This is a genomic window from Klebsiella sp. EMBS2024 (genome assembly GCF_036233805.1).
GTDB lineage: Bacteria > Pseudomonadota > Gammaproteobacteria > Enterobacterales > Enterobacteriaceae > Klebsiella > Klebsiella pneumoniae.
The window spans coordinates 4,975,220-4,993,054 of the sequence record NZ_JAZARW010000001.1; the positions used below are offsets into that span (position 1 = coordinate 4,975,220).

At 57.4% G+C, this 17,835-nt stretch carries 18 protein-coding genes and 1 tRNA gene; 9 read left to right on the forward strand and 10 right to left on the reverse strand.

The window, feature by feature from the left end; translation table 11 throughout:
• Positions 1-220 precede the first annotated feature (220 nt).
• A complete protein-coding gene (locus tag VZP09_RS22840; RefSeq protein ID WP_016831379.1) occupies positions 221-865 on the forward strand; it encodes a winged helix-turn-helix domain-containing protein in 645 nt (214 codons plus the stop codon).
• Between the two features lie 121 nt (positions 866-986).
• On the opposite strand, the gene epmB is transcribed toward VZP09_RS22840, so the two are convergent.
• Complete coding sequence (epmB, locus tag VZP09_RS22845) at positions 987-2,015, reverse strand: EF-P beta-lysylation protein EpmB (protein WP_016946090.1); 1,029 nt, start codon at positions 2,013-2,015, stop codon at positions 987-989.
• 41 nt (positions 2,016-2,056) lie between these two features.
• On the opposite strand from epmB, the gene efp reads away from it, so the two are divergent.
• From efp to sugE, 4 genes are all read left to right on the forward strand, one after another.
• Positions 2,057-2,623 (forward strand): elongation factor P, encoded by a 567-nt coding sequence (gene efp / locus VZP09_RS22850; RefSeq protein WP_002885506.1) that lies wholly within the window; start codon positions 2,057-2,059, stop codon positions 2,621-2,623.
• A gap of 73 nt (positions 2,624-2,696) precedes the next feature.
• Positions 2,697-2,828 (forward strand): entericidin A/B family lipoprotein, encoded by a 132-nt coding sequence (locus tag VZP09_RS22855; protein ID WP_002885511.1) that lies wholly within the window; start codon positions 2,697-2,699, stop codon positions 2,826-2,828.
• 159 nt (positions 2,829-2,987) lie between these two features.
• Positions 2,988-3,134 carry a lipoprotein toxin entericidin B gene (gene ecnB / locus VZP09_RS22860; protein WP_002885518.1) on the forward strand — a complete coding sequence of 49 codons (147 nt, stop codon included), beginning with the start codon at positions 2,988-2,990 and terminating at the stop codon, positions 3,132-3,134.
• A gap of 143 nt (positions 3,135-3,277) precedes the next feature.
• Entirely contained in the window at positions 3,278-3,595 is a 318-nt protein-coding gene (gene sugE, locus VZP09_RS22865) for a quaternary ammonium compound efflux SMR transporter SugE (protein WP_019725221.1), read from the forward strand.
• On the opposite strand, the gene VZP09_RS22870 is transcribed toward sugE, so the two are convergent.
• The 5 genes from VZP09_RS22870 to frdA all read right to left on the reverse strand — a co-directional run bounded on the left by VZP09_RS22870 (position 3,592) and on the right by frdA (position 7,532).
• Positions 3,592-4,125, reverse strand: coding sequence for a lipocalin family protein (locus tag VZP09_RS22870; RefSeq protein ID WP_002885523.1), 534 nt, complete (start codon positions 4,123-4,125; stop codon positions 3,592-3,594). The genes sugE and VZP09_RS22870 overlap by 4 nt on opposite strands.
• A gap of 113 nt (positions 4,126-4,238) precedes the next feature.
• Positions 4,239-4,598 (reverse strand): fumarate reductase subunit FrdD, encoded by a 360-nt coding sequence (frdD, locus tag VZP09_RS22875; RefSeq protein ID WP_002885526.1) that lies wholly within the window; start codon positions 4,596-4,598, stop codon positions 4,239-4,241.
• 10 nt (positions 4,599-4,608) lie between these two features.
• Complete coding sequence (gene frdC, locus VZP09_RS22880; RefSeq protein WP_002885530.1) at positions 4,609-5,004, reverse strand: fumarate reductase subunit FrdC; 396 nt, start codon at positions 5,002-5,004, stop codon at positions 4,609-4,611.
• Positions 5,005-5,014: 10 nt separating this feature from the next.
• On the reverse strand, positions 5,015-5,749 hold the full coding sequence (gene frdB / locus VZP09_RS22885; protein WP_004177729.1) for a fumarate reductase iron-sulfur protein: 735 nt from the start codon (positions 5,747-5,749) through the stop codon (positions 5,015-5,017).
• Complete coding sequence (gene frdA, locus VZP09_RS22890; protein WP_004177727.1) at positions 5,742-7,532, reverse strand: fumarate reductase (quinol) flavoprotein subunit; 1,791 nt, start codon at positions 7,530-7,532, stop codon at positions 5,742-5,744. Before frdA ends, frdB begins: the two co-directional genes overlap by 8 nt.
• A gap of 275 nt (positions 7,533-7,807) precedes the next feature.
• Here frdA and epmA point away from each other — a divergent pair, with 275 nt between their 5' ends.
• Together epmA and yjeM are read left to right on the forward strand one after the other, a co-directional pair.
• Positions 7,808-8,785, forward strand: coding sequence for an elongation factor P--(R)-beta-lysine ligase (epmA, locus tag VZP09_RS22895; protein ID WP_004146714.1), 978 nt, complete (start codon positions 7,808-7,810; stop codon positions 8,783-8,785).
• 182 nt (positions 8,786-8,967) lie between these two features.
• Positions 8,968-10,470 (forward strand): glutamate/gamma-aminobutyrate family transporter YjeM, encoded by a 1,503-nt coding sequence (gene yjeM / locus VZP09_RS22900; RefSeq protein ID WP_004178330.1) that lies wholly within the window; start codon positions 8,968-8,970, stop codon positions 10,468-10,470.
• Between the two features lie 37 nt (positions 10,471-10,507).
• Here the strand turns inward: yjeM and mscM are convergent, their stop codons facing one another.
• The 3 genes from mscM to rsgA form a co-directional block, all read right to left on the reverse strand.
• The gene (mscM, locus tag VZP09_RS22905; protein WP_004146716.1) at positions 10,508-13,837 is read right to left on the reverse strand and encodes a miniconductance mechanosensitive channel MscM; all 3,330 of its coding nucleotides are present in this window, start codon (positions 13,835-13,837) and stop codon (positions 10,508-10,510) included.
• Positions 13,838-13,860: 23 nt separating this feature from the next.
• On the reverse strand, positions 13,861-14,823 hold the full coding sequence (gene asd / locus VZP09_RS22910) for an archaetidylserine decarboxylase (protein WP_032421947.1): 963 nt from the start codon (positions 14,821-14,823) through the stop codon (positions 13,861-13,863).
• A 160-nt stretch (positions 14,824-14,983) separates the two neighbouring features.
• Positions 14,984-16,045 (reverse strand): small ribosomal subunit biogenesis GTPase RsgA, encoded by a 1,062-nt coding sequence (gene rsgA / locus VZP09_RS22915; protein ID WP_004178332.1) that lies wholly within the window; start codon positions 16,043-16,045, stop codon positions 14,984-14,986.
• 93 nt (positions 16,046-16,138) lie between these two features.
• On the opposite strand from rsgA, the gene orn reads away from it, so the two are divergent.
• Positions 16,139-16,684, forward strand: a complete 546-nt coding sequence (gene orn, locus VZP09_RS22920) for an oligoribonuclease (protein WP_002885538.1) — start codon at positions 16,139-16,141, stop codon at positions 16,682-16,684.
• Between the two features lie 43 nt (positions 16,685-16,727).
• Here orn and VZP09_RS22925 read toward each other — a convergent pair whose 3' ends face one another.
• Positions 16,728-17,459 carry a transporter substrate-binding domain-containing protein gene (locus VZP09_RS22925; protein WP_019704711.1) on the reverse strand — a complete coding sequence of 244 codons (732 nt, stop codon included), beginning with the start codon at positions 17,457-17,459 and terminating at the stop codon, positions 16,728-16,730.
• Positions 17,460-17,753: 294 nt separating this feature from the next.
• Here VZP09_RS22925 and VZP09_RS22930 point away from each other — a divergent pair.
• A tRNA-Gly gene (locus VZP09_RS22930) sits at positions 17,754-17,829 on the forward strand.
• The last annotated feature ends 6 nt before the right edge of the window (positions 17,830-17,835 follow it).

Genomic DNA, 17,835 nt, shown 5'->3' on the forward strand with positions numbered 1-17,835 from the left:
CTCTCTGATGAGATGTGGATTCCAGTTGAGATTAATTTAATCTGAAAATCTGACCATTAAGCAAGTTAGCTATCGCTTGTTTTTTTATCTGCGGTATCCTGTGGGCTGAACTTCAATGTGAAATGTACCTGTTTTCATCTGAAACAAGAATGTTCACATAATCGTTTGGTTGAAATCATTTGATTTTATTATGGATAATAGGGTTACGTGGGGCAAGGATATGGATGACGCAGTATTATTTAATGGGTGTATAATTAATCAGGAGATTATATTTAATGCCAATATGAATGAGCTGCGGCCGCTTGCCGGGGACGGGGAGTGCATCAGCCTCAATGCGCCAACCGCCAGATGCTTGCTGCTGCTTTTGCAGAATTGCGGCAAAGTCATTTCACGGGATGAGTTCCTGGCGGCTGTATGGGAAACACGAGGGGTGGTCGTTTCGCAAAATACGTTCTATCAAAATATCTCTTTGCTGCGAAAATCGCTGGTAAAAGCTGGGCTATCTGAGGATATCATTATCACCGTCCGGCAAAAAGGCTTTAGCGTCGCTCCGAATACATTGGTCATTCCTCTCTCTGATGAAGAGTGCAAGAATATGAATCGGGTGACATTAACGCATTATCAGAATAATAAAGTTGTCGACTTTATTTCTGAAGAAAAGGAAAAGCCTGACACTCATTTAAATCTTCCACTAATAGAAAACTCATCAAAGCATGGCAGTGATTTGATGGCAAATAAACCGGAAGAAGGTGAAAAAGCATCTGAGCGGTTGCATGTTACTTTTAAAATACCCGTATGGTTAATCGCGCTAATTGTCGTGATGATTGTAATTAATATTATTGTGTTGGTCGTGCTAAACCGGTAGCTCGTCACAGCCAGGGGTTATAGCGCGGTGCGATAGTCATTTGCTGGTCACCTTAACACCCGTCTGTCGAAATCTTCCTATCCGAAGGTCTGCCAGAACGTCCTGGCAGACCTTCAGTTTATTAACGCTGCTTCAGCCCTAAATCCAGCGGCGTCTTGCTGGGTTCCCCGCCAATCTCGCGCGCCAGCTTCGGCACCATATAGCCGGAGATGAGGGTCAATAGTTCGCGCATGATTTCACGGGCTTCATCATCGCTGACCATGAAGTGCGCCGCTCCCTGCACCCGATCCAGCACGTGCAGGTAGTAGGGCATTACGCCGGCGTCGAACAGCGCATTACTGAGGTCGGCCAGGGTTTGCGCGTTGTCGTTCACCCCGCGCAGCAGCACGCTCTGGTTGAGCAACGTGACGCCCGCCTGACGCAGCATGGCCATCGCCGCGCGAAACTCACCGTCAATTTCATTGGCGTGGTTGACGTGGTTAACCAGGATTACCTGCAGCGACGAACGCTGGAAGCGACTGGCCAGCGTCTCGGTGATGCGCGCCGGGATCACAATCGGCAGGCGGCTGTGAATACGCAGGCGCTTAACGTGCGGAATAGCTTCCAGCTGGGTCATTAGCCAGTCAAGCTCATGGTCCTTTGCCATCAGCGGGTCGCCGCCGGAGAAGATGATTTCATCAAGCTGCGGATGCGCCGCGATGTAGTCCATCGCTGTCTGCCAGTTGCGCCTGGTGCCCTGATTTTCGGCATAAGGGAAGTGGCGGCGGAAACAATAACGGCAATTGACTGCACAACCGCCTTTCACCAGCAGCAGGGCCCGGTTGCGATATTTGTGCAACAGACCGGGCACCACGCTTTGCTGTTCTTCCAGCGGATCGGTGGAGTAGCCGGGGGCGACGATAAACTCTTCCTCGGCGGTAAGTACCTGACGAAGCAGCGGATCGTTAGGGTTGCCTTTCTCCATGCGGGCGATAAACGCGCGCGGGACGCGCAGCGGGAACAGGCGTCTGGCCTCGCGTCCGGCCAGCAGTTTTTCATCAGCGTCTACATTTAAAAGACGCAGCAGTTCATCAGGACTGGTCACAACATTGGCAAGTTGCGTTATCCAATCTTCTCTGGATGGGGTATTTAGGGTTACAATATGCGCCATTTTGTGGCTTAGCTACCAGTTAAACAATTTCAGAGGGCCTTATGGCGACTTACTATAGCAACGATTTTCGTGCTGGTCTTAAAATCATGTTAGATGGCGAACCTTATGCGGTAGAAGCCAGCGAATTCGTTAAACCAGGTAAAGGCCAGGCGTTTGCGCGCGTTAAGCTGCGCCGTCTGCTGACCGGTACCCGCGTTGAGAAAACCTTCAAATCTACCGATTCCGCAGAAGGCGCGGACGTTGTCGATATGAACCTGACTTACCTGTACAACGACGGTGAGTTCTGGCACTTCATGAACAACGAAACCTTCGAGCAGCTGTCTGCTGACGCGAAAGCGATCGGTGACAACGCTAAATGGCTGCTGGATCAGGCTGAGTGCATCGTGACCCTGTGGAACGGCCAGCCGATCGCGGTCACCCCGCCGAACTTCGTTGAGCTGGAAATCATTGAAACCGATCCAGGCCTGAAAGGCGACACCGCGGGTACCGGCGGTAAACCGGCGACCCTGTCTACTGGCGCGGTGGTTAAAGTTCCGCTGTTCGTTCAGATTGGCGAAGTGATCAAAGTGGATACTCGCTCTGGCGAATATGTATCCCGCGTGAAGTAATTTCGCGTCATGATGACCGGCGTAGCCTCCGTGCTGCGCCGCTCTTTTCGTACAGGCACAACGAGCACGATACATGAAGCGCAGCGTAAAACTCCTGGTGTTACTGTTTCTGAGCAGCGCGCTGTTGGCTGGCTGCAATACCGCCCGCGGTGTGGGTGAAGATATTCAGGGCCTGGGCCACGCTATCTCTCACGCTGTGAGCTGAATTTCCCTGCCGTTTCGTTGATGGCGCTTGCCTCCCGGTATGTCAGCCTCCTCCACGCATACTCCTTTTCTCTTAAAAATCGCAAAGATCCCTTCATCTTTGGACGGTTTGTCTATGCTTATAGGGCATGAAAACAAAACTGACACTAAGGATGACATTATGGTGAAAAAAACGATTGCAGCGTTCTTTACGGTTTTGGTCCTCTCTTCAGCACTGACCGCTTGTAACACCACGCGCGGTGTCGGTGAGGATATTTCAGACGGCGGTAACGCAATCTCTGGCGCGGCAACCAAAGCTCAGCAATAAACGCCGTCAACGGTACGGTTTAGCGCCGTACCGTTCTTCACTTCTCTCATTCCGTTGGATATACTCACCACGACTTTTCATCCACCTTACGGGACGACCCGTAAGCGTTTCTCATCCGGGGACGGCCCCAGCAAAGGAGCCTTATGTCCTGGATAGTCTTGTTTATCGCTGGTCTGCTGGAAGTGGTGTGGGCCGTCGGCCTGAAATATACCCATGGCTTTAGCCGCCTGGTTCCCAGCGTTATCACCATCGTGGCGATGGTGGCCAGCATGGCGCTGCTCTCATGGGCGATGAAAACCCTACCGGTAGGTACCGCCTACGCCGTCTGGACCGGGATCGGCGCCGTGGGCGCCGCCGTGACCGGTATTGTGCTGTTAGGGGAATCCGCCAGCGCCATGCGTATCGCCAGCCTCGCCTGCATCGTGATTGGCATCATTGGCCTGAAGATCAGCGCGCACTAATCATAGCGCTGATTGACCCAGACCAGTTTGCCGACATCAAAGCCCTGTCGGGTGGCAATGTCCAGCATCTGCTGCCTGACCTCCGGGGCGATGGTCGGCGCCCGGGCCAGCAGCCAGAGATAGTCGCGATCGGGGCCGCAGACCAGCGCGTAACGATACTCCTTATCCAGAGCAATGACGTTATAGCTGCCGTAGAAAGGGCCGAAGAAGGAAATCTTCAGCGCGGCGCGGCTGGGCTCCCCGGTAAAGTACGCTACCCCGTCCGTTTTCTGCCACATGCCGCGGTCGGGGTTATAACCTTTATTCACCACATCCAGACCGCCGTCATCACGTGGGTGCCAGGCGATCGTGACCTTTTCCAGACCGCTTTCAAAAGGGTGGTCAAAGCGGGCGATTTCATACCAGGTACCCAGATAGCGCTGAACGTCGAAGGGACTGACCACGGTGACGCCCGGCGGCGGGGCGGGCGTGCTGCAGGCGACAGACAGGAACGAGACGGCAATCGCGGTGATTATCGGCAGGATACGCATGGCATGCTCCTTGCTGGCTTTTAAGCTAAGTGTAGAGTCCAGCAGGGAAAAGGCGGCAAGATTTTTCTATGAAGCGAGCCCGGTAGCAGAAATGCGACCGGGCTCTTGCAGGATCAGATAAACAGTACGCCAACGAGGGTGATGACGCTGAGGATTGCCGCCAGGCCGTAGAAGACCCATTTACCGTTTGGCACATGGATTTTCAGATCGTGCATGGCGTGGTGAATACGATGCAACCCACACCACAGCGGCAGGACAATCATCAGAAAGATGAACGCGCGGCCGATAAAGCTTTGGGCAAAGGCCAGCACACGCTCATAGCTGAAGGCGTCGGCCGGGGCGAGCCCAAGCGGCAGCAGGATGCCGACCAGCAGCACCATCACCGGCGCGACGATCGCGCCCCACATGCCGCCTGCGCCAAACAGCCCCCAGAATACGGGTTCATCGGAACGTTTCGGATTGGGATTAATCATCTCAGCCTCCTTACCAGAACAGGGCGACAAACAGGATCACCACGGTGACCACCGCCGTCACCACCCAGAGCCCTTTAATGACCGGCTCTGGCCCCATTTTTTCGCCTTTGATGATGACGTTGGCGGCTTTCGGCGCCAGCTCAAACCAGGTTTTGGTGTGCAGCAGCGCCGCCGCCAGGGTAATCAGGTTGAGGATCACCACCACCGGGTTTTGCAGGAATCCGATATATCCCGCCCAGCTCTCGGCGCCGTGCTTGAGGGCAAATAGCCCATAAATCAGCACAATGCTAAACCATACCGTCGGTACCGCCGTGCCTTCCCGTACCATGTAGAAGCGATAAAACGGCAGCTTTTTCCACCAGGTGGAGGTCATTGGCCGCACGTAGGGTTTGCGTTTCGTCGTCATAATGCACTCCTTAGCGTGGTTTCAGGGTGGCGATAAGAAAGTCTTTCGAGCTTTCCACCTTGCCCTGCTGGATCGCGGCCGCCGGGTCGACGTGCTTCGGACACACTTCCGAGCAGTAGCCCACGAAAGTGCAGGTCCAGACGCCATTCTGGCCGTTAAGCTGCGCCATGCGTTCCTTTTTACCGTGGTCGCGGCTGTCTTCGTTATAGCGGTGGGCGAGGGTGATCGCCGCCGGGCCGATAAATTCCGGGTTCAGGCCGAACTGTGGACAGGCGGCATAGCACAGCCCGCAGTTGATGCAGCCGGAAAACTGATGGTATTTCGCCATCTGGGCCGGGGTCTGCTTGTTTGGCCCCTGGTCAGGCGTGCGGTTATTGCCGATGATATACGGCTTAATGGCTTCCAGGCTTTCGATAAAGTGGGTCATGTCCACCACCAGATCGCGCTCGATCGGGAAGTTGGCCAGCGCCTCAACTTTGATGCCTTTGGTGTAATCGCGCAGGAAGGTTTTGCAGGCCAGCTTCGGCACCTTGTTGACCATCATGCCGCAGGAACCGCAGATTGCCATTCGGCAGGACCAGCGGTAGCTCAGGTCTGGCGCCAGGTTGTCTTTGATGTAGCCCAGCGCGTCCAGCAGCGAGGTCTGTTCATCATAAGGCACGTCATAGAATGCGCTGTGCGGTGCGGTGTCGACCTCCGGATTGTAGCGCACCACTTCGACTTTCAGGTTTTTCATCTCAGCCATGGGTGGTCTCCTTCTTCTCAGCCGCGTCCGCTTCTGCGCCATAGACACGTTTTGCCGGCGGCAGCGTGGTGATCTTCACATCGCCATATTCCAGACGGGTAGTGCCATCGGCCTCGCGGAAGGCGAGAGTGTGCTTGAGGAAGTTGACGTCGTCGCGTTCGGTACAGCCTTCATCCAGACGCTGGTGCGCCCCGCGCGATTCTTTACGGGCGATGGCCGAGTGCGCCATACATTCGGCAACGTTTAAACCGTGCCCCAGCTCAATGGTGTAAAGCAGATCGGTATTGAACACACTGGAGTTATCGGTAATGCGCACGCGCTTAAAGCGCTCCTGCAGTTCAGCCAGCTTGTCGATCGTTTTCTGCATCAGCTCCGGCGTGCGGTAGATGCCGCAGCCTTCCTCCATCGACAGCCCCATTTCATCGCGAATTTTCGCCCAGTTTTCGTTACCTTCCTGGTTGACGAGATCTTTCAGGCGCTGCTCCACATCGGCAGCCTGCGCATCGAGGGCGGCGCCGTTTGCCTCGCCCGCCTGAGCGGCGCGCTGCATGGCCTGCTCCCCGGCCAGGCGGCCGAAGACCACCAGCTCGGCCAGCGAGTTGGAGCCCAGACGGTTGGCGCCATGTAAGCCAACGGACGAGCATTCGCCCACGGCAAACAGCCCTTTGATTCGGGTTTCGCACTGCTGATCGGTTTCAATACCGCCCATGGTGTAGTGCGCGGTCGGGCGCACCGGGATCGGCTCTTTCACCGGATCGACGCCGACGTAGGCTTTCGCCAGTTCACAGATAAACGGCAGACGCTCCAGCAGTTTTTTCTCGCCGAGGTGGCGGAGATCGAGGTAGACCACGTCGCCGCGCGGCGTCGGGATGGTGTTCCCTTTCCGCCACTCGTGCCAGAAGGCCTGGGACACTTTGTCGCGTGGGCCCAGCTCCATATATTTATTCTTCGGTTCGCCGAGCGGGGTTTCCGGGCCCATGCCGTAATCCTGCAGATAGCGGTAGCCGTTTTTGTTGACCAGAATCCCGCCTTCGCCGCGGCAGCCTTCGGTCATCAGGATCCCGGAGCCCGGCAGGCCGGTCGGGTGATACTGAACGAATTCCATGTCGCGCAGCGGCACGCCATGGCCCAGGGCCATCCCCATCCCGTCACCGGTGACGATGCCGCCGTTGGTGTTGTAGCGGTAGACGCGCCCGGCGCCGCCGGTAGCCAGCACCACGGCGTTAGCGCGGATCTGCACCAGGGTGCCTTCCATCATATTCATCGCCACCAGGCCGCGGGCCTGCCCGTCATCGACCAGCAGGTCAAGGACGAAATGTTCGTCAAAGCGCTGAATTTGGGGAAACTGAAGGGAGGTCTGGAAGAGGGTATGCAGCATGTGGAAGCCGGTTTTGTCGGCGGCAAACCAGGTGCGTTCGATTTTCATGCCACCGAAGCGTCGGACGTTGACGCTGCCGTCGGGGCGGCGGCTCCATGGGCATCCCCACTGCTCCAGCTGGGTCATTTCCGTCGGGCAGTGATGAACAAAATAGTCGACGACATCCTGCTCGCACAGCCAGTCGCCTCCCGCGACGGTGTCGTGAAAATGGTACTCAAAGCTATCGTGATCCTGGGCAACGGCTGCGGATCCCCCTTCTGCAGCGACCGTATGGCTGCGCATCGGATAGACTTTAGAAATCAGGGCGATTTTAGCGTTGGGGTTGGCCTGAGCGGCGGCGATAGCGGCACGAAGGCCTGCCCCGCCGGCGCCAATTACGGCGAGATCGGCTTGAAAAGTTTGCACGACATTCCTCCAGTTTTAGTGTATTTCGCCGCCGGGCTGGCGAAAAAGTATCACTGCTCCTTTATAGGTACAGGAGTATAGCCTTAGGGTCAGTATGGAAAATTGACGTGTTCGATTTTTTTATCGATATGTGCGGTTATTTATCAGTGGTATTTATGCGTCAGGGTTAACGATAGATTAATGGCATGTAGTCTGCCGGAGATTGCACAAAATTTGTTTCACTCGCCGGTTGCGAGTAGACTTCGTGCCCTTAATTTGCAATCGGAGAAAGTACCATGAGCGAGACGGCAACCTGGCAGCCGAGCGCACCCATTCCCAATCTGTTGAAGCGCGCGGCGGTGATGGCGGAAATCCGCCGTTTCTTTACCGATCGCGGCGTGCTGGAGGTGGAGACGCCTTGCATGAGTCAGGCGACGGTAACGGATATTCATTTGTTCCCGTTCGAAACCCGTTTCGTCGGCCCGGGCCATTCTCAGGGGCTTAACCTGTACCTGATGACCAGTCCGGAATACCACATGAAGCGCCTGCTGGCGGCAGGTTGCGGCCCGGTCTTCCAGCTGTGCCGCAGCTTCCGTAATGAAGAGATGGGGCGTCATCACAATCCGGAATTCACCATGCTGGAGTGGTATCGTCCATGCTATGACATGTATCGCCTGATCAATGAGGTGGACGATCTGCTGCAGCAGGTGCTGGAGTGCCAACCGGCGGAAAGTCTCTCCTATCAGCAGGCGTTTCAGCGCCATCTGGAAATTGACCCGCTCTCTGCCGATAAAGCTCAGCTGCGTGAAGTCGCAGCGAAGCTGGATCTGAGCAATATCGCCGATACTGAAGAAGATCGCGATACCCTGCTGCAGCTGCTGTTCACCATGGGCGTGGAGCCGCACATCGGCAAAGATCGACCAACGTTCATTTATCATTTCCCGGCGACTCAGGCCTCTTTAGCGCAGATCAGCCCGGAAGATCATCGGGTCGCTGAGCGCTTTGAGGTCTATTACAAAGGTATTGAGCTGGCGAACGGTTTCCACGAGCTGACCGACGCCCATGAACAGCGCCTGCGGTTTGAGCAGGATAACCGCAAACGCGCCGCGCGCGGCCTTCCGCAGCAGCCCATCGATAACAACCTGCTGGCGGCGCTGGAGGCGGGTCTGCCGGACTGCTCCGGCGTGGCGCTGGGCGTTGACCGCGTGGTCATGCTGGCGCTGGGCGCTGAAAGCATCGGCGAAGTGATCGCCTTTACGGTAGACCGCGCCTGATCGCTTTTTCACCTCCCTCCGCCGCCGGGTGGGGGAGGTGAAAGACGACTCTGAACCTGACACCCTCGCCCCGGCTTTAGCCCGAATACCCACAATTTCCCTCCGTGATTTTGCTACTATCCGCGCTCTTTTTATGAGGCCAGGCGTCGCTCGTCGGGCGATGCCCACGTTTGGATAGATTTATGCATCAACAACTCAAGAAGATGAGCCTGATCGGGCTGATTCTGATGATCTTCACCTCGGTGTTTGGCTTTGCCAACAGCCCATCGGCGTTTTATCTGATGGGCTATAGCGCGATGCCGTTTTACCTTTTTTCCGCCCTCTTTTTCTTTATCCCGTTCGCGCTGATGATGGCGGAGATGGGCTCAGCTTATCGTCGCGAAGAGGGCGGGATCTATTCCTGGATGAACCACAGCGTCGGGCCGCGCTTTGCCTTCATTGGTACCTTTATGTGGTTTGCCTCGTACGTAGTGTGGATGGTGAGTACCGCCGCTAAGATCTGGGTCCCGCTATCTACTTTTTTGTTTGGCGCGGACAAAACCCAGACCTGGGCGCTGGGTAGCCTGACGCCGACGCAGACGGTCGGTATTCTGGCGGCCTGCTGGATGGTCGTGGTGACCTTTATTGCCGTCAAAGGGATCAATAAAATCGCTAAAATTACCGCCGTCGGCGGTATCGCGGTGATGGGGCTTAACCTGGTGCTGCTGCTGGTGAGCGGGGCGATCCTTCTGCTTAACGGCGGTCATTTCGCCCAGCCGTTAAACTTCACCCTTTCGCCTAATCCCGGGTATCAGTCGGGCATGGCGATGCTGTCGTTTGTGGTATTTGCCATCTTTGCCTATGGCGGAATTGAGGCGGTTGGCGGCTTAGTGGATAAGACCGATAAGCCGGAAAAGAACTTTGCCAAAGGTATTATCATCGCGGCGATCGTTATCTCGATCGGTTACTCGCTGGCGATTGTGCTGTGGGGCGTGAGCGCCAACTGGCAGCAGGTGCTTGGCGCGCGTTCGACCAACCTCGGCAACATCACCTATGTGCTGATGACCAGCCTCGGGGCGACGCTGGGCCAGGCCCTGCACCTGACCCCTGCGGCGTCAGCCCTGACCGGGGTCTGGTTCGCCCGTATTACCGGCCTGTCGATGTTTCTCGCCTACACCGGCGCGTTCTTCACCCTCAGCTATTCTCCCCTGAAAGCGATTATCCAGGGCACGCCAAAAGCGCTCTGGCCGTCGGTGATGACCCGTCTCAACGTCAACGGAATGCCCGCCGCGGCGATGTGGCTGCAGTGTCTGCTGGTCGGGGTGTTTATCGTACTGGTATCGTTCGGTGGGGATAGCGCTTCCGCGTTTTATAACAAGCTGACGCTGATGGCCAATGTCTCTATGACCTTGCCTTATCTGTTCCTGACCATCGCCTTCCCGTTCTTCAAGGCGAAAACCCATCTTGACCGGCCGTTCGTGATCTTCAAAAACCGTCCGTCGACGCTGCTGGCGACCGGCGTGGTGCTGCTGGTGGTGACCTTCGCCAATATCTTCACCATTATCCAACCCGTCATCGACAGCGGGGACTGGAACAGTACCCTGTGGATGGTGGGTGGACCGATCTTCTTCTCACTGCTGGCGCTGGGGATCTACGAAAGCTACCGTCGGCGCATGGCGTCCGGCGCGCTGGTGATGGAGAGTTAAAGAGCCTGCCCGGCGGTGCCGCCGGGCAGGGGATGGTTTACAGGCTACCAGCCGTACGGCGGCTGGTTTTTCCGGCCGAGGTCATGGTTTTACTGCTTTGCCTGCCGTCAATACTTTCCAGACGCATCTGGAACGGAGGGAACGGCATATCAATGCCATGCTCGCGGAAGCCCGCCAGGATCAGCTGATGCATCTCATGGCGCAGCGGCATGCGGTGCCCCATCTCCGCGGCAAAAATACGTAGCTCGAAAATCTGGATCCCCTGCTGCAGGTCGACGAGAAACGCCTCCGGCGCCGGGGTATCGATGACCAGCGAGCAGCGATGCGCCGCGGCGATGAGAATTTTCGTCACCTCTTCGGTATCGGCGTCCACAGGCGCCGGCACCGTCAGCACCACGCGGGTAACCGAGTCCGACAGCGACCAGTTGATAAACTGTTCGGTAATGAACGCCTTGTTCGGCACGATAATCTCTTTTCGGTCCCAGTCGCTGATGGTGGTCGCACGGGTATTAATGCGGGTGACGCTGCCCGTCAGGTCGCGAATGGTGACCGTATCGCCGATGCGGATCGGCTTCTCAAACAGGATAATCAGGCCGGAGATAAAGTTGGCGAAGATCTCCTGCAGGCCAAACCCGAGACCCACACCCAGCGCGGCGACCAGCCACTGCAGCTTCGACCACTCGATACCGATCATCGAGAAGCCCACCAGCCCGCCGACCAGCATCAGCAGATACTTAGTGATGGTGGTGATGGCGTAGCCGGTGCCGGGGGTTAAATCGAGATGCTGGAGGATCGCCAGTTCCAGCAGCGCGGGCAGGTTGCGTACCAGCTGAGTGGTGATGATCAGCACCAGAATGGCAATCAACACCGCGCCAAGCGTAATAGGCTCAAGGCTTTCCACCCCTTGTACCGTCGAGGTCACGTCCCACAGCGAGATATTCTCAAGGAAGCCAAACGCCGAGTGAATTTCCGACCACAGCACGATGACCGATAGCAGCGCGATCAGCATCAGCAGGGAGCGGACAAGCCGCAGCGACTGGGTACTGATGGCATCGAGGTCGACCTCGCTGACCTCCGTCTCCACCGACCCTTCCGGGCTGCTGACGTGAACGGGCTCATCTTCGCCGCGGGCGCGCTGAGCGAGAATTTCCGCGCGACGATGGCGGGCCCGGTCGAAGGCCAGCCGGCGGCGCTGGATCAGCATCCAGCGGCGGATGATGTGATAGACCACCAGCAGCAGGAACCAGATGGCGACCGAGGTTTCCAGACGCGCAAGCAGCGCCTGGGCGGTGGCGAGGTAGCCGACGGCGGCCGCCAGCATGGCCACCAGCGGGGCGCCAAGCATCAGGTTCCACAGCAGGCGGTTCACCATATTGTCGCCATTCCCCTCTTTATCCAGATAGAGCGGAATACCGGCGTGCTTAAGGCTCAGGGTGACCACCGCCAGCGCGCCGCAGATCAGCAGGAAGCACAGGCGGCCCAGCGAGGCGGAGAATTCGCGGTCGTTAAGATTATCGAACATGATCAGCGCCATAATCAGCGGCACAATCAGCCCGATGCTCATCAGGTAGTAGCGCATCGCCTTCGCCACGCGGCTACGCGGCCAGCCGAAGTGGGCGATAAACAGCCCGTTTGGCCGGGCGAAGGTGGCGCAGATCATCACCACCCACAGCAAAGGCACCGTCGCGGTGACTCCATCGCCAATCGCCACCGCCAGCGGGAACGGCCAGGCGGACTGCAGACCATAGCCGAGCGTCATCCACAGCACCGGCAGCGGCGAGGCCACCAGTATCGACCAGAAGACCGTGCGCAGCGTCAGCCAGAAGTGATCCTGAGTGACTTTCCCCACCCGGGCGCTGGAGCGCTCGAGAAAGCGGGTGAAATGGCGCCGCGAGCTGATGCTAAAGCCAACCAGCAGCAGGGCGGCAAACAGCGGCAGCAGGGTCTCTTTGCTGGTAAGCATCATCGCGCTGGCTTTACCCAGTTCGCTGATGGTATCCAGGGAGATCAGGCGCCGCAGATCCTGGACGATCTCCAGCGGCCAGGAGAAGCCGATGGGGCTGACGTCCGAAGTCCAGAACAGATAGCGGTGGGTGGCTTCGTTGATCTCTTTCAGCGCGTCTTCCAGCTGGCCGTTGGCGACCTTCAGCTTGGTGAGCTCCAGCATCAGGGTATCGCCGCCGCGCAGCAGCGAGTTCAGCAGCTCGTTCTGCGTGCGCAGCTGCGCCTGCAGGATCTTGTTCTGCTCGCTGGTCAGCGGTTCGCCGTCGGCCTGGCGGATCTGCCGCAGCTGCGGCTGCTTACTCAGCAAATCTTCAAAGCGCAGACGCTGCACGCGCAGCTGCGCCATTTCCGTATCCAGCTGCTGCGGGCGAGGGCGCTCCGGCAGCCGCGCCACCTGGGCGCGCAGGGCTTCGCCCAGCAGATTGGAGGAGCCCAGCCACTGCGACTGCTCGCGCAGGGTGTTTAACGCCTGGCGCACCTGCAGCGTTTGATTCGTCGCCTGTCGCTGCTGGGATGCCACCAGATCCATGCGCTGCGCCTGCTGGTTCAGCGCCTGGGAGAGCTCACGGTTGACCTTAAACTGGGCGGTGATGTCCGGCGGCAGGTTTTCACTGTTCTCCGCCAGCAGTTCGGTACTCTCCAGCGCCTTTTCCGCCTCCCGCTGGCGCTGGCTGTTTTGCAGATTGCGCAGCGCCTGCAGATAGGCATCCAGCTGCTCGCTCTGTTTTTGCGCCAGCTCGGAACGGGCGCGCGACAGCTCCTGGCGGTTGTTGGCGGAGAGCTGGGCGAGGTCGAGTTCATCCACCAGCGCCTTCAGACGCGCCGATTCCGCCTGCAGGGCAAGATTTTGCGCCTGGGCGAGAGCATTGTTGCCGGTTTGCGTGCCGATGCGGCGCTCAACCTCATTGAGCTGACGACGGGCATCGGTTTGCTGCTGCGGCAGCTGGTTCAGGGAGTCGGCGATTTCACGCGCGCGATCCTGCTCCTGCTGCGCCTGGCGGCTCGATTCCAGCAGCTGACTGCTGACCTGCAGGATCTCCTGGTTCAGCGCATCGGCGGTCAGGCCGGTTGGCACCTGGCGCGGCTCTTCGCTCAGATTATTGAGCTGGGCACGCAGGCTTTGAAACAGTTTGGGGAAATTGTCGATAACGTCCTGATACTGACGGGCGCGCTCGAGGGATGATTTTCGCTCCTCAAGCGCGTTCAGCGCGGACTGCAGAACTTCAACGGTTTCAGGCTGGGCGGGCTTTGCCGCCTTCGCCTGTTCCAGTTCCTGGGTTATCTGTTTAGCATCCGGGGCTGTCGCAGCGTACGCCCCGAAACTGAGGCTCAAGGCCAACAGGAAAGTGTATATCAGGCGCACGGCATAACCCTTTTGCTGAAGAATTAACCTTGGTCTTGTTTATCGTCAACCAGCGGGCTGGCGCGGTGTTCGGCGCGGATCTCTTCTTCCGGTAACGGCGCGGGTTCAGCGGCGGCGGTCGCTTCCACTGCTGTCGCCAGCGGTTGGCCGATCTTGGTCACGGACAGGCTTTGCAGCGTGTCGACCAGCTTCACCTGGCCCGGGGCAAACAGGTTGATCACGGTGGAACCCAGTTTGAAGCGGCCCATCTCCTGGCCTTTCAGCAAGGCGATGGAGCCTTCGTTGTCGCCAGAGGGCCAGGTCCAGCGTTTAATAATGCCTTCGCGCGGCGGGGTCACGGTGCCGGACCACACGGTCTCGATGCTGCCGACGATAGTTGCGCCCACCAGAATTTGCGCCATCGGGCCAAACTCAGTATCAAACAGGCAGATGACGCGCTCGTTACGGGCGAACAGGTTCGGGACGTTCTGCGCCGTCAAGTGGTTAACAGAGAACAGGTCGCCAGGAACGTAGATCATTTCGCGCAGGATGCCGTTGCACGGCATGTGTACGCGGTGATAGTCGCGCGGCGACAGGTAGGTGGTGGCGAAGCTGCCGTTACGGAACAGGTCGGCCATCTGATAGTTGCCGGCCAGCAGGGCTTCCAGACTGTAGTCATGACCTTTAGCCTGCAGGATTTTATCGTTCTCAATGGCGCCAAGCTGGCTGATCACGCCATCGGCCGGCATCACCAGCACGTTTGGATCGGTATTCAGCGGGCGAACGTCGTCGCGCAGCGGGCGCACGAAGAAATCGTTGAAGGTGCGATAAGCCGCGGTATCCGGCTTCTGCGCCTCTTTCATATCGACCTTGTAGTATTTCACGAACAGATCGATGACCAGCTTCGTCAGCCAACCTGCGCGTTTGCTCGCACCCCAGCCTGCGAGGCGGGTGAGCCACAGTTTAGGCAGAATGTATTGCAGTGAAAGTTTAAGATCGTTTAACAAAGTAGCCTCCAGGCCATGATATGTCGTTCCTGACCCCGCCTGCGGGCGGGGACCTGAAAAAAGGGGACGATTCTATACGTAAAACTCGCCAAATGGCATCCGCGTAAGCTGCGTCATCATCGCTGCCCGGCAGCGCCTGACGTGATGCTCAGCTTAATGATCAGTCATCGGACGAGGAAAAGTTTTTACGCGTTTTTACCTGTACCTGCGCCATGCTTTCCAGGATGCGGTGGTAGTTCTCAAAACGGCTTTCGGCGATCTTGCCGTTCTCTACCGCTTCGCGAAGCGCACAGCCAGGATCGGTATCGTGTTTACAGTCGCGATATTTGCAACGGCCTAAATAATCATGGAATTCGACAAAGCCGTTGGTGATTTGTTCCGCTTCCAGATGCCACAGGCCGAACTCACGTACCCCCGGTGAATCAATCACATCGCCGCCGTGCGGGAAGTGGTAGAGGCGTGCCGCGGTGGTGGTGTGTTGACCTAAGCCGGAAACGTCCGAGACATCATTGGTGAGGATCTGATCCTCGTTCAACCCGAGCAGGGCGTTCAGCAGGCTCGATTTACCGACCCCGGACTGCCCGGCGAAGATACTGATGCGGTCGGTCAGGGCCGCTTCCAGCGGCTTAAGGCCGTCCTGAGTCCGACTGGAAACCAGCAGCACGCGGTAACCGATGTTGCGGTAGATATCCATTTGCTCATTGACGAAGCGCAGACCATCATCATCCAGCAGATCGATTTTATTCAGCACAATGAGCGGCTCGATATCCTGCGCTTCGCAGGCCACCAGATAGCGATCGATAATATTCAGCGACAGCTCAGGCAGGATCGCGGAAACCACCACGATCTGGTCGATATTGGCGGCGATAGGCTTCACGCCGTCGTAAAAATCCGGACGCGTCAGGACGGAGGCGCGATCGTGCACCGCCTCGACGATCCCTTTGACGCTTACGCCGTCGGCGGCGTCTTTACCCGGCCGCCAGACCACGCGGTCGCCGGTGACCAGCGAGCGGATCGTCCGGCGGATATTGCAGCGATGCACGCTGCCGTCAGCGGATTCGACGTCGGCATGCATACCAAAGCGACTGATGACAATGCCTTCCGACGTTTCGCCAAACAGGTTGTCATCGTAGTCGGCCTTCTCCGCAGTGGTTTTCAGACGGCGCTGGTGGTTGGCTTTGACGCGGCGCTGCTGGCCTTTGGAGAGTTTATTTTTACTCAATCGAACTGGCTCCTGGTCGNNTGATGGGGCAAAACCTCTATGATACACGCTATTTTAGATGAATATAGTCACGCGAGAAGGGTGGAAAATAGCATGAGTGCAAATGAAAACAACCTCATTTGGATCGATCTTGAGATGACAGGGCTGGATCCGGAGCGCGATCGCATTATCGAAATCGCCACCCTGGTGACCGATGCGAACCTGAACATTCTGGCTGAGGGCCCGACCATCGCGGTGCATCAGTCGGACGCTCAGCTGGCATTAATGGACGAGTGGAATGTGCGGACGCATACCGGCAGCGGTCTGGTGGATCGCGTGAAGGCCAGCACCGTCAGCGAGCACGATGCCGAACTGGCGACCATTGAGTTTCTTAAGCAGTGGGTGCCGGCGGGCAAGTCGCCGATCTGCGGCAACAGTATCGGCCAGGATCGTCGCTTCCTGTTTAAGTACATGCCGCAACTGGAAGCCTATTTCCACTATCGCTATCTGGACGTTAGCACGCTGAAAGAGCTGGCGCGCCGCTGGAAGCCGGAAATTCTCGACGGCTTTAAAAAGCAGGGCACTCATCAGGCGATGGACGATATCCGCGAGTCGGTCGCCGAGCTGGCTTACTACCGCGAACACTTCATTAAGCTGTAAACCGCGACCGGGCCCTGTGCGCGGCCCGGTACACTTTTCTGCGTTATTTAAACCACTTCTGCTGCATCTGCTGGAAGTCAGGTGTCGCCATGACCGCGGCCAGGGCATCGTTGATGGCGTTCAGCAGCTCCGGATCGTCTTTGCGCACCGCAATCGCATACTGCTTACCGTAATAAGCCGGGTCGGTGGCCCGTTCATCCATGATGGCGTAGTCAGGGTTCTCCTGCTGCCAGACGTCGAGGGTGGCGAAGTCGCCCATGACGCCGGTTATTTGCCCGGCTTTCAGCGCGGCCAGGGCGCTGGCGACATCGTCGTAAGGGACAGCCTGTACGGCTTTCTGTTTATCACGCAGGTAGCGCTGATGCAGCGTGCCTTTCACCACGCCGACTTTTTTAGCTTTCAGATCGGCAAAGGTATGGGCGACATCTTTGTTGACGATCACCACCCCGGAGAGCGCCTGGCGATAGGGTCGGCTGAAGGCGACCTGCTTCTCACGCATCGGGATCACTTCCATGCCGGCAATCACCGCGTCAAATTTCTTAAAGCGTAAAGCCGGGATCAGGGTATCGAAACGCTGCGCCGTGAACTGGCACTGCGCCTGCATCTGCTGGCACAGGGCGTGCGCGAGATCGATATCGAAGCCAACGGGCTGATTTTTGCCGTTGGCGGTGACAAACGGTGGATTGGCCGTGGTGGTGCCAAAATGGAGCGTCTCGGCTGACGCGGTTCCGATGGCCAGCGTGCTCAGCAGCAGGACGGTGAGGACTTTTCTCATGCTAATTCCCTGTTTGGCGTCGGGGTGGCCTCGTTATACGTCGCGCCACCGCTGTATGATGCGAGCGATTTTGCGTCATTCAGTCGGGCGGAAAAAGCGATTTTGCCCGTTATGACGCTTATTTATACAATTCAGCGGCGTAGATGGCGAGAAAATGTCCATTTAAACAAAAAACGCAAAAAAGTGATCGTCAGGGGGTTGCAGGGGCATCGAATTCTCGTATAATGCGCCTCCCGTAACGACGCAGAAATGCAAATTACGACGCCATCGAAATATGGCAAAAAATGCAGTAACGCGGGAATAGCTCAGTTGGTAGAGCACGACCTTGCCAAGGTCGGGGTCGCGAGTTCGAGTCTCGTTTCCCGCTCCAAAATNT